The sequence below is a fragment of the Enterococcus sp. VV15 genome, assembly GCF_005236045.1.
GTDB lineage: Bacteria > Bacillota > Bacilli > Lactobacillales > Enterococcaceae > Enterococcus_B > Enterococcus_B durans.
The window spans coordinates 77067-89601 of the sequence record NZ_QPTY01000002.1; the positions used below are offsets into that span (position 1 = coordinate 77067).

11 protein-coding genes are annotated in these 12535 nt (G+C 38.3%); 4 read left to right on the forward strand and 7 right to left on the reverse strand.

The window, feature by feature from the left end:
- The first annotated feature begins 174 nt into the window (after nucleotides 1-174).
- From mvk to fni, 4 genes are read left to right on the forward strand one after another with little or no spacing between them, the layout of a single operon-like run.
- Nucleotides 175-1122: a mevalonate kinase gene (mvk, locus tag DVW83_RS01405; RefSeq protein ID WP_104660903.1), complete on the forward strand. Its 948-nt coding sequence runs from the start codon at nucleotides 175-177 to the stop codon at nucleotides 1120-1122.
- On the forward strand, nucleotides 1115-2092 hold the full coding sequence (mvaD, locus tag DVW83_RS01410) for a diphosphomevalonate decarboxylase (protein ID WP_104660902.1): 978 nt from the start codon (nucleotides 1115-1117) through the stop codon (nucleotides 2090-2092). Before mvk ends, mvaD begins: the two co-directional genes overlap by 8 nt.
- Nucleotides 2093-2104: 12 nt before the next feature.
- Complete coding sequence (locus DVW83_RS01415; RefSeq protein WP_104660901.1) at nucleotides 2105-3190, forward strand: phosphomevalonate kinase; 1086 nt, start codon at nucleotides 2105-2107, stop codon at nucleotides 3188-3190.
- Nucleotides 3187-4230 carry a type 2 isopentenyl-diphosphate Delta-isomerase gene (gene fni / locus DVW83_RS01420; protein WP_104660900.1) on the forward strand — a complete coding sequence of 348 codons (1044 nt, stop codon included), beginning with the start codon at nucleotides 3187-3189 and terminating at the stop codon, nucleotides 4228-4230. The genes DVW83_RS01415 and fni overlap by 4 nt, the downstream gene beginning before the upstream one ends.
- 257 nt (nucleotides 4231-4487) lie before the next feature.
- Here fni and DVW83_RS01425 read toward each other — a convergent pair whose 3' ends face one another.
- From DVW83_RS01425 to DVW83_RS01455, 7 genes are all read right to left on the reverse strand, one after another.
- Nucleotides 4488-5291: a gluconate 5-dehydrogenase gene (locus tag DVW83_RS01425; protein WP_104660899.1), complete on the reverse strand. Its 804-nt coding sequence runs from the start codon at nucleotides 5289-5291 to the stop codon at nucleotides 4488-4490.
- 15 nt (nucleotides 5292-5306) lie between these two features.
- Nucleotides 5307-6149, reverse strand: coding sequence for a 5-dehydro-4-deoxy-D-glucuronate isomerase (gene kduI, locus DVW83_RS01430; RefSeq protein ID WP_162500755.1), 843 nt, complete (start codon nucleotides 6147-6149; stop codon nucleotides 5307-5309).
- A gap of 16 nt (nucleotides 6150-6165) precedes the next feature.
- Nucleotides 6166-7173, reverse strand: coding sequence for a sugar kinase (locus DVW83_RS01435; protein ID WP_104660898.1), 1008 nt, complete (start codon nucleotides 7171-7173; stop codon nucleotides 6166-6168).
- Between the two features lie 5 nt (nucleotides 7174-7178).
- Entirely contained in the window at nucleotides 7179-7823 is a 645-nt protein-coding gene (locus DVW83_RS01440) for a bifunctional 4-hydroxy-2-oxoglutarate aldolase/2-dehydro-3-deoxy-phosphogluconate aldolase (protein WP_104660897.1), read from the reverse strand.
- A 94-nt stretch (nucleotides 7824-7917) separates the two neighbouring features.
- Nucleotides 7918-8679: an IclR family transcriptional regulator gene (locus tag DVW83_RS01445; protein WP_104660896.1), complete on the reverse strand. Its 762-nt coding sequence runs from the start codon at nucleotides 8677-8679 to the stop codon at nucleotides 7918-7920.
- Nucleotides 8680-9054: 375 nt separating this feature from the next.
- A complete protein-coding gene (locus tag DVW83_RS15330; protein ID WP_238699322.1) occupies nucleotides 9055-9318 on the reverse strand; it encodes a hypothetical protein in 264 nt (87 codons plus the stop codon).
- A gap of 1526 nt (nucleotides 9319-10844) precedes the next feature.
- A complete protein-coding gene (locus DVW83_RS01455; RefSeq protein ID WP_137238926.1) occupies nucleotides 10845-12413 on the reverse strand; it encodes a hypothetical protein in 1569 nt (522 codons plus the stop codon).
- Nucleotides 12414-12535 lie beyond the last annotated feature (122 nt).

A 12535-nucleotide genomic window follows, 5' to 3' on the forward strand; every position in this document is an offset into this window, starting at 1 on the left:
TGTTTTTTTGCAGAAAAACGTATTCTTTATTTTACTTCTGCGTTGGATTTAGTAAAATAAAGATGGATTGTTTTTTTGAACTTACATGTAAAAAATCATTCGATAGCGCAAATGATACACGGCGCTTTATTTTTTGCTCAAAAAGTTAGCGTAACATATAGAAGGAGTTAGATTATGGCAAACTATGGCCAAGGAGAATCAAATGGGAAAATCATTTTGATGGGAGAGCATGCAGTCGTCTACGGCGAACCAGCCATTGCTTTTCCTTTTTACGCGACTAAAGCGACTGCTTCTTTTGAAGAGTTACCTTTTTCGTTAGCCGATCAATTGATTTCTTCTTATTATACAGGAAAATTGACTAGCGCTCCTCATACGTTGAAAAATATCAAACAATTAGTAGCTAGTTTAAAAAAAGAACAGCACATCAGTACAAATTTTCAATTAACGATTGATAGTACGATTCCCGCCGAGCGTGGGATGGGGTCTAGTGCAGCCATAGCAACTGCTGTCACACGTGCCTTCTATGACTATCTTGCTCAACCTCTTTCTCGTGAACAGCTACTAAGAAATGTGCAAATATCAGAAAAAATCGCTCATGGGAATCCTAGTGGGATCGATGCTGCTGCAACAAGTAGTTTAGAACCCATCTATTTTGTCAAAGGTCATCCCTTTGATTATTTTTCTTTGAATATCGATGCTTTTTTAATTGTAGCTGACACAGGTATAAAGGGCCAAACACGTGAAGCAGTGAAAGATGTCGCTCATTTATTTGAAAAAGATCAACAGAAAACTGGACAAAAAATCCAACAACTAGGATACTTAACAAGGCAATCAAAAAAAGCAATCATCGAAAATGATCCGCTGCACCTCGCTCAAGCAATGAACGAAGCACAAGAACTCTTAAAAAGCTTGACCATTAGTAATGACTTTTTAGATTTGTTGATTGAGACAGCGAAAGACGCTGGTGCGCTAGGTGCCAAATTAACAGGTGGCGGCAGAGGCGGTTGTATGATTGCTCTTACTCAAACAAAAACAAAAGCCCAAGAAATCAGCGATGCACTTCTTCAAGCAGGTGCTGCTACAACTTGGATTCAAGGATTAGGAGTACATACCTATGTTTAAAGGAAAAGCACGTGCGTATACGAATATTGCGCTAATCAAGTATTGGGGCAAAAAAAATGAAACGCTGATCCTCCCAATGAATAATAGTTTGTCATTGACACTTGATGCGTTTTATACAGAAACTGAAGTCCTCTTCTCTGAAGAATTTACAGAAGATCGTTTTTACTTAGACGATCAGTTACAAGATGAAAAAGCCACAAAAAAAATAAGTGCATTTTTAGATCTGGCTAGAAAAAAAGCAGGAGTAGCCTATAAAGCAACCATTACGAGTCAAAATTTTGTCCCTACTGCTGCTGGATTGGCTTCTTCTGCTAGTGGACTAGCTGCATTAGCTGGTGCGTGTAATGAAGCATTGCACTTAGGCTTAGATGACAAAGAATTATCCAGACTGGCTAGACGTGGTTCTGGCTCTGCTTGTCGCAGCATCTTCGGCGGATTTGTCGAATGGGAAAAGGGACATGATGATGAAAGTTCCTACGCTCAACCCGTACCCTCAAATAATTTTGAAGAAGAGTTAGCTATGGTCTTTGTGCTTCTCAACGATCAAAAAAAAGATGTCTCTAGCAGAGATGGCATGCGACGTACTGTAGCAACTTCCAGTTTTTATCAAGGTTGGCTAGATACTGTCGAATCTGATCTTTATCAATTAAAACAAGCAATTCACACAAAAGATTTTCAAGCACTGGGAGAAACGATGGAAAGAAACGCATTGAAGATGCATGGCACGACATTAGCTGCTCTCCCTCCATTTACTTATTGGTCAGCTGATAGCCTAAAGGCGATGCAAGCCGTCCGTACTTTACGAAATGAAGGGATTCCTTGCTACTTTACAATGGATGCTGGTCCAAATGTGAAAGTGTTAGTGGAAAAGAAACAAGAAGAGATTGTGCGTCAAGCATTTAGCGATTTATTTAGCCCGCAGCAAGTCATTACAGCTCATGCTGGTCCAGGAATCAAGATTATTGAATAAAGGGAGATTTTTATGATTGAAGTATCTGCTCCAGGAAAACTTTATATTGCTGGAGAATATGCAGTTGTTGAAACCGGTCATCCAGCAATCATCGTTGCTGTAGATCAATTTGTGACAGTCACCGTAGAAGCCGCACGAAAAGTCGGCAGTATCCAATCAGCTCAATATAGCGGAATGCCAGTTCGTTGGACACGGCGCCATGGCGAGTTAGTCCTAGATATTCGTGAAAATCCATTTCATTATATTCTCGCAGCCATCCGATTGACTGAGAAATATGCGCAAGAAAACAATATCTTACTTTCCTTCTATGACTTGAAAGTAACAAGTGAACTCGATAGTTCCAATGGTCGCAAATATGGGTTGGGTTCTAGTGGTGCAGTTACTGTTGCGACAGTTAAGGCACTAAATATTTTTTACGCCTTGAATCTAACACAATTGGAGATATTCAAAATTGCTGCTTTAGCAAATTTGGCCGTTCAAGATAACGGCTCATGCGGAGATATCGCCGCAAGTTGTTATGGTGGTTGGATCGCCTTTTCCACTTTTGATCATCGTTGGCTCCAACAACAAGAAAAAAATTATTCCATCAGTGAACTATTGGCGATGGATTGGCCAGGACTTTCAATCGAGTCGCTTTGTACCCCCAAAGATTTACGTTTATTGATCGGTTGGACTGGCAGTCCAGCGTCCACTTCTGATCTAGTAGACCAAGTCCATCGGTCACGAACAGATAAAATGACCGCTTATCAACAGTTTTTGCAAGCTAGTACAGAATGTGTCAATGAAATGATAAAAGGATTCAAAGAGAACAATGTATCACTGATCCAACAAATGATCCGAAAAAACCGTGAGCTATTACATGATCTTTCCGCGATTACTGGTGTATTGATCGAAACACCTGCTTTGAATAAATTATGCAGTTTAGCAGAAGAATATGAGGGAGCAGCGAAATCATCAGGCGCTGGTGGCGGCGACTGTGGGATCGTGATCGTTGATCAAAAATCAGGTATTCTCCCTTTGATGAGTGCGTGGGAAGCCGCAGAGATCACTCCACTTCCTCTTCATGTCTATAGCTATCGAAGAAAGGAAAAAGCATGAATCGTAAAGATGAACATGTCTCACTAGCGAAAGCCTTCCATAACAAACAAAAAAATGAATTTGATACTGTACGTATCGTTCATAATGCTTTACCGCAGCTTGCAGTTTCAGAAGTCAGTCTTCATACTTCCGTAGCTGGTTTAGATTTGCATTATCCTTTTTATATCAATGCAATGACTGGCGGAAGCGAAAAAACAAAAAAAATCAACCGCGAATTAGCAACAATCGCTAAAGAAACAGACTTAATGATTGCGACAGGTTCAGTGAGTGCCGCTTTAAAAGATCCGACATTAGCTGAGACATACCAAGTGATGCGTGACGTTTATCCTAATGGAAAGATCTTAGCAAATGTCGGCGCAGGTACTTCGGTCATCAAGGCGAAACAAGCAATTGAACTTTTTGAGGCTGATGCCTTACAAATCCATCTAAATGCACCCCAAGAGTTGGTCATGCCTGAAGGTGATCGTGATTTTTCAAATTGGAAAGAGTTGATCCAAGCAATCAGAGAAGAAATCTCGGTACCTTTGATTGTCAAAGAAGTAGGGTTTGGGATGACCAGAGAAACGATTGACGAATTGGTTGCATTAGGCGTCAAAACAATCGATATCAGTGGTCGCAGTGGCACAAGTTTCACTCAGATCGAAAATGCACGTCGCCCTAAAAGAGAATTGAACTATCTTGCTGATTGGGGACAATCAACGGTTACTTCACTATTAGAAGCAAATGAAGCGAAATATCCTGTTGAAGTATTGGCATCTGGCGGTATCCGAAATGCCTTTGACATCTTTAAAGCTCTCTGTCTTGGCGCTCAAGCCGTAGGAATATCAGGAACCGTACTGAATTCCTTGATGAGTAATGGCGTAGAAGATACTATCCGATTACTTGAAGATTGGCAGGATGAGCTTCGTTTGTTATTTACGATGGTTGGTGCAGAAACAATCGATCAGCTGCATCATCACCCAGTTATCTTGACGGGGGCTACCAAAGTCTGGTGCGAAGCAAGAGGAATCTCTCTGACGAAATATGGAAACCGTAAATAAATGAATGTGGGACAAATCTAAAAATCAAGTTTGCTGCATACTCTCGAATAAACGGCAGAAATAGTTTCTCTGAAAAACATAATGAAATCCACAAAAATTGTAAATTCAATTTTTGTGGATTTTTTCTTATTTCTTGAGATTTCTCACTTCGGTCTAGAAATCACAAAAAAAGTAGACCAAAAGTACGAAATACTTTTGATCCACTTTTTAAACACTTTTGTCCGAACTCTTTTTGTTACTTCTAGCTCACACGTTGTTTAAGGTTGTTTCCCGATATATGCAAGAATACCGCCGTCTACATAAAGGATATGCCCATTGACGAAATCAGAAGCGCTAGACGCTAAGAATACAGATGGACCAGCTAAATCGACTGGTTCACCCCAACGTGCTGCTGGTGTACGTCCAACAATGAATTGATCAAATGGATGACGTTCTCCATTTTCTTGCTTTTCTCTCAAAGGTGCTGTTTGTGGTGTGGCGATGTAGCCAGGGCCGATGCCATTACATTGGATGTTGTATTGACCATATTCAGAAGCAATATTCTTTGTCAACATCTTCAAACCGCCTTTAGAAGCAGCATAAGCACTAACTGTTTCACGACCTAATTCACTCATCATTGAACAAATATTGATAATTTTACCGCCACCTTTTTCGATCATATCCGGAATAACTGCTTTTGATACGATAAAAGGTGCATTTAGATCCACATCGATCACTTGACGGAAATCTGCCGCGTCCATCTCGATCATCGGTGTGCGCTTGATGATCCCTGCGTTATTGACCAAAATATCAACAGAGCCAACTTCTTCTTTGATTTGTTTGACCATCGCTTGAACTGCAGGTTCATCTGTTACGTCACAAACATACCCTTTTGCTTCGATCCCGGCTTCTTTGTAGTGCGCTACCCCTTTATCTACTGATTCTTGTGACAAATTATTGAACACGATCGTTGCCCCTGCTGCTGCCAGTGAACGAGCGATCTCAAACCCAATCCCGTATACAGCACCAGTTACTAGTGCTACTTTTCCATCTAAGCGAAACAGATCCATTGTAAATTCCATTTTTTATCCCCCTTCTTATTTCAATTGATCCATTGGTACCATATCCATATCGGTATACGTGATATTTTCCCCACACATTGCCCAAATAAATGAATAATTGCTCGTTCCGACACCAGAGTGAATCGACCAGCTTGGAGAAATAACTGCTTGCTCGTTGTCCACAACTAAGTGTTTGGTTTCATCAGGTTTACCCATCATATGGAAGACACGTGTATCTTCTTTGGCAAAATCAAAGTAAACATAAGCTTCCATCCGGCGTTCATGTGTATGACATGGCATCGTATTCCAAGAACTACCTGGCTCTAAAATAGTGTAACCCATCTGTAACTGGCAGCTTTCGCAAACATTCGGATGGATATATTGATAGATTTTGCGTTCATTCAATGACAAACCTTCGCCTGTTTCCATTGGTTTCACTTGATCGATGCTGATTTTGACATTTGGATATTTATGGTGTGCTGGTACTGAACTAATGTAAAATTTTGCTGGATTTTCTGGATCTTTTGAAGAAAATACGACATGCTTTGTTTCTTTGCCGATGTAATAGCCATCTTGCTTTTTCATGTCTTCTTTCTTTCCTTCGATTTCGATGAATCCAGGTCCACCAATATTGATTACCCCTAATTCACGACGTTCCAAGAAATATTCAACACCTAATTCTTTATCCAGCGTGATTTCTAATTCTTTTTCTGTTGGTGTTACTCCGCCAAAAATCATGCGGTCATTGTGGGTATAAGTCAAACTGATTTGTCCAGGTTCAAATACTTTCTCCACTAAAAATTCTTTTCTTAATTGTTCTGTTGAATAATAACGAATATCTTCCGGACTATGTGTATAACGTGTTTCCATTTCCTGCATGTTTATCTTCTCCTTTTTATCTTACGATTTTTCCTGAGCCGTACGCTAAAAAGCGAGCGACTTCTGATTGATCAAATTGGTTACAATCCCCATGGACGGTGTGTTTCAAAGCAGATGCAGCAGTAGCGAAATCAATGATTTCTTGTGGCGTATTTTTTTCTAAAATGCCATGTAAGACCCCACCGGCAAAAGCATCTCCACCTCCCACACGGTCCACGATAGGTGTAATTTCATGTACTTGTGATTCGAAATATCCATGATCCATCCATAAAGTGCCTTGTAACTCATTGTCACTAGCGGAATGAACTTTTCGTTTCGTCGAATAAAAAACATTGATGTTTGGATATTTTTCTTGCATTTTCTGGTAATAATAAATCAACGGTTGTTCCACTTCTTCTGGAGCATCTTTGATACCCAATAGATAACGAGCATCTAGTTCGCCAGCGGAACAAATATCGACATACGGCAATAATTGTTGGATTGTTTCACTTGCTTCTTTTGGTGTCCAAAGCTTTCCTCGATAATTGATATCAAAACTGACTAAGCAGCCCATTTTCTTCGCTTCTTGCATGAGTTTCTTTGTGATGACTCGCCAAGCTTGTGACAACGCCGGTGTAATTCCCGAAATATGGAAGATCTCTGCTCCTTGGAACAGCTGTTTGCCGTTCCATTCATCTTCTTCCATCAGTGCAAAGCTCGAACCCGCTCGGTCATAAATAACGGAAGCCGCTCGTTCCCCGACTCCAGTTTCCATATAATAAGAACCTAACCGCGGACCACCGAATAAAAGATGTGCTGTATCCACACCATAACTTTGCAGATGTTTTTTAACGGCCTTCCCTATTGCATGGTCAGGAACCTTGGAAGCAAAACCAACCTCATGTCCATAATTAGCTAATGAGATGGCCACATTTGCTTCACCACCGCCGTAATGCGCGTGGAAAGTTTCACTGGTTTCAAGTCTTCTCCCCTGATCGGTTGATAAACGCAACATGATTTCACCTAATGTGATTGCTTTCCCCATTGCACCTACCCCTTTATTTCTTGTAATTTCGCGACGTATTGCTGAGCCACTTCGGTTACTTTAGCAAAATCGCCTGTTGCGGCAGGAGCCAATAAATTGCCTCCTACACCTACAGTGATCACGCCGGCATCGAACCAATCCTTCATATTATCTAAACTGACTCCACCAGTCGGCATGATATTGAGTTGCGGCATTGGCGCTTTAAATGCAGTAACGATACTAGGACCATAGGCGCTACCTGGAAATAATTTGACGATATCCACACCACATTTAAGTGCTGTTTTCATTTCATCGATCGTCATGCATCCTGGTAAGTAAGGTATCTGATACAAATTACATAGCTCAGCCGTTTCTTTGTCAAAACAAGGACTGACAATATATTCAGCTCCTGCCAAAATAGCTAATCGTGCTGTTACAGCATCTAAGACAGTTCCCGCACCGATCACCACATCTTTTTGATCTTTGTAGATCGACAATAATTCTTTGATCACTTGATCTGCTTGTGGGACAGTAAATGTCAGTTCAAGCCCTTTTAGCCCACCTTTGACTATTGCTTGGCAAGCACTGAGTGCTTCTTCTTTCGTCTCTCCACGGACAACAGCGATTACTCCAGCTTTTTTTAAACGTGTCAAAATGTCTAGTTTTTTCATTTTTCCACCCGTTTCCTATAAAGAAATTTAGTTTTATAAATCGGAAATATATATCCATATTATACGACAGTGGTGAAAAAATGCAAACGCTTTTTCATTTTTTTTTGAGTGTTTTTTCAATTTCTTCTTTCGTTTGCTTGATTGATTGGATGATTTTATCTTTTACTTCAGGTGTCAAACGATATTTAGGCATGCTAATGCTAAAAGCCCCGATGAGTTCCTCTCCTTTAACAATCGAAGCCCCGATACAAAAAATATCCTTTTCGACTTCTTCATCATCAAAAGCGACCTGGGTCATTTTTACTTCATCAAGTTCTTTTCTCAGTTTTAAACTATTTGTTATTGTATATTCTGTATATGGTATCAATTGGTGTGACTCCACATACTTTTCATACTGCGGTTCAGCGAACTCAGCTAATACGGCTTTTCCCATAGCCGAGCTATATAAAGGCCTTGTGATCCCTATTTTAGAAGACATTCTGATTGTCTGATTTTTGGGATCCAGTTTATTGACGTATAATATTTCCTCGTTGTCCAACACACCTAAGTGAATCGTTTCGTCAATCGTTTCCTGTAATTTTTCTAAATATGGTCGTGTGATTTCGACTAAATCGATCTGATCGATATTTTTATTGGCATAGCGCACAAGTTTCCCGCCTAAGCGATAATTTTTCTCTGTACTCTTATTGACATAACCAATCAGCAGTAATGTATCTAAAATTTTCAATACTGTCGATGGTGTCATATCTGTGCCTTTCGCAATTTCTTGCAAAGAAGTGTCTGGCTGCTCAGCCAGAAAATCTAAAATAATCGATGCTTTGATCAGCACCGTACCATAAGGTTTCTTTTTTTCCATATCGCTTCCTCCTATTTCTATATAGGAAATTATAATCAAATTATATGGAAATTGAAAGGGATTTCTATTAAAAAAAAAGAATTCAGCCTAAAAATAAATGATAAATTGCTTCAATAAAATTGAAAAAAAGAGTGTGACAAAATTCTCGACACACTCTTTTTTTGAATAAATGGCATTTTAAACGCAAATTTTCTGGAAAATACATCAAGATTCTTATAGTTGATTACTTCTGACTAATTACTTTATACTCTCTGATTTCAAAAAAACGGATATACATTCCTACTTGTTCCCTCTCTCTACTTTTTTTATTTTCATTTGTAGGTTGAAGACTTCTTACTTGAGCAGCCTTTATGATAGCTGATTTTTAACAATTTTCTAATTTAGTTTTGAAATTTTCACATAATTCTTCATGTACTTCAATATGAGCTTGTAGAATCTGTTTTTAAGCAACAGTTTGTTTGCATTCTTCTCACCTGATTTTTTGATATCTTCTTCTACTGCTTTCAGCATATGAGAAAAATTGTTTATCTTATCCGTCATTTCCCCCAATTTTTTCTTGGTTAGTTCCCGAATTTCATTAAGATCAGCTTCAAGAATAATGGAACAACTATCCGCTGCATCATAGTTAGAGCCTTCCACATGACCATCCATATGTTGTTGTGACTTCTCTATTCCTGAAAGGGCGATACTCTTTTCATTCTTTTCAAATCCAGATCCTTTTGTATTCCTGCCCTTTTCAGAATCGGAACCACTGACTATCTGACTGTCAGTTGAACGAATTTCGCTAGTCGTCGACCCTTGATTTTCGAAAACTCTTACACTTTCATATGATCCCTCAGAAATAATCGATAATCTTGTAGATAAGTCACTCTCTTTATTTACACCTAATTTATTGTGGAATCCTCTACTCTTTTTTTAAAATCAGTGAGAGCAGGATTTGATGTCTCTATGATAGGTAAATAGAATGGATAATCTACAAGATCTCTTTTACGTTCGTCATAACTCTTAAGATTATATATGACTCTCTTCACGGTCGCTGTCTGTCTATTTTTTTCAGAGATACTCATTTTTTTAGTCTCCATTTGTTTATACTCTGCAGTAAGCGAAACTAAAGAAGAATAATATTTTGCATGATCATTTTGGGCGATCCAACACTCTTTCTTATACATGTTAATCTCATTGATACCGTCCTCTCGTGTTTTCATCACAGGATTTTCAGACTGTTTTGCTCGCAGTTTTGAATTGGATAGGGAGACAAGCTCCTCAATTTTAAGTCCGTCCAGCTTAGAGTTAAGCGCTATTATTTTATCTAGTATTTGCGGTTACTTGGAATGCTTCTATTTCAGACTGTTTTCTTTTTCTAATATAGAGTAAAAAGTCTCATGTCTCATTACCACATCCTTACTCTACAATTTTTTAGCATCTCTTCTAATCAACTGATTTTAATAATCATTTTTTGGCGCTTCTCATATTCACCAGCCCCTACTAATTGATTCGTTCGTGCTAATGTATCCAATTCTACCTGTAGTTTTTCTTTAGATACTTTATTTCAGATACCATTTCTTTTTTTATTTTTTCTCTGCCAAATCATACAGGCTCATTCCTCCTTATAAATTACTAACGGTATCTATCTTACTATGTAATCGTTGTGTTATTTGAACGATATTTCCCGGCATCAAAAAATACAGGTTTCGCAGATGATTTTGGGATCATCATGATTTTCTCGTAACCCTACCGTTATTCTTATATATCGTTTCTCAAATCGAAAGAAACAACTAGTACAAATACTCATTCTATGGAAAGAAGACCGAGTGCGGGACAAATCTAAAATCAGTTTTGCTACAGACTCTCGAATAAACGGCGTCCAAAAGTCAGTTTTTTCGGAAATTAAAAAAAAACGAGCAATACAAAAAACGTATTGTTCGTTTTTCTCTCCAATTTCTCAAACCTAAACAACTTTTGTCTTGACCACATTCTAAATATGAACAAAGGAAGATAGGAGAAGCGCAACTCTTTTGAAAAACAAATAAAATTTACAAAAATAAGAAAAGCAATTTCTGCGAATTTCTTCTTATTCTCGGAGTAATATACCTCCCGCTCTCTCTAAAGTTTTGTTCTATCCCATTATATGTACTGCTACGATACTTGCATTTTAGATAGCGATCTTATGCCAATTCTGTTACTACTTCTTTCTTGTTTCGAGCCTTCGCTTGTGGTTTGTGGTTGCTTTTATCTTTGCTTACTTCTTTCGATCGATCCGTCACTTGCTCAAATGATTGCTGTGGTTTCTCCTTTGATCTATCTGTTGGATTCTGGAGTCGTGCCAATTCGTTTTGCTTGCTTTCGATTTTTTCTTTGCAAGAATTAATTGTATTATCTAGCCGTTTGATCGTCCCTTTGCTAAAGAAATTACGTATCCTTCCTATAAGGGTTTTCCCACGATCTGTGAATACTTGTCGCTGGGATGTAGCTTTCCCAAGATTTGTCTTAATGTCAGAGATATAACTATTCAATCTAAATATTTCTTTGTCATTTTTAGATTGGCCTGTTTCATCCGTGATGACCTGACCGTTCACTTTTGCGTACAATGTATCACGTCGTTTCGAAGGAGCCTCTTGTTCCTTCACTTCTTTCGGTATTCTCTGGCTCTCTGGTACTTTTACTGCTACGTCTTCCTTTACCACATCCGTAGATGTTTCTCTAGCATCGAAGTCATTCGATACTAGATTGACCCGTCCACTAACACTTGGATTTGACGCTTGTGTAAAACTTTCCTGGTCTTTTGTAGTTCCTTGACCACTAAGAATTGGCACTTCCTGATAAAATGTCTGGTCTTTTTTCTGATTATTTTTATCTGGCATTTCTATTTTATTACTTGTTTGTTCTCTTTCTTTAACAGCTTTTTGAAGTCGGGATACAAATGTTATTGCTTTCATGGAAGCAGAATTTGCTATGCTACTTTCCCTCACGTGCTCTCCGTAATATTTTAATGCATCCTTTACTACATAATTCTGTTGAGAAAACTTATTCACCATCGCTACACAATTTTTCTTATATTTTTCTGCATTAGAAAGAATATTATCAGTTGTTTCAGTTTTCTCAAAAGACTTATCGAGATTGTTTATTTTAACCACGCCATTTTCACTAAGTTGCTTTACACCTTCAAGTAATTCACTCTGCCCTTTGGTTACGATAGCCTCCAATTGGTTGTATAGTTTTTCCGGTACATTCCCTTGATATTTAGCTATTTCTGTGAGTAGTTCATCCGTTTTTTGATTCTCTTTACCATAATACTTCATTTTCTGCGTTCCACTTTCTAGTAGCTGATCCAGCCTATTTGAAATTTCATCTTTCGGTTTCTGCTGAATAAGATATGTATATTGTTTATTAAATTCTTTTATTTTTTCATTCACTTTTATTAGTTCTGATTTCCACTTCCTTTCATTACTAGGGTCAACACGCCTACCATTTAGTTTCGTTTCTAAGCTAGTTCGTTTCTTTTTTAAACTAGAGACTTCCATTTCATAAAGTGCCTTATGCGCTACATTTCGATCAGGATTTTTAAGAGCCGTTATCTCCTGTCTCAAGTATTGGATTCGATCATTTTTACTATCATCGAATTTTGACAACTGTCGCTCTGATATTTCTAATGACTCTAATTCGCTCTCTCTTTTTTCAAGTTCTGCTTCTCGTTTGCCCTCATTTATTTCTTCATAGTTCGGTTCTGTAGCCATATCATTTCTCCTTTTCATTTCCTATCGTGACTATTAGTTTATCATGCTATTCTTAGTGAAATAAAACTATTATTTCTTATAAACAACTTTATTGGAAATAGCAAAACGATCATTGTAAGAAC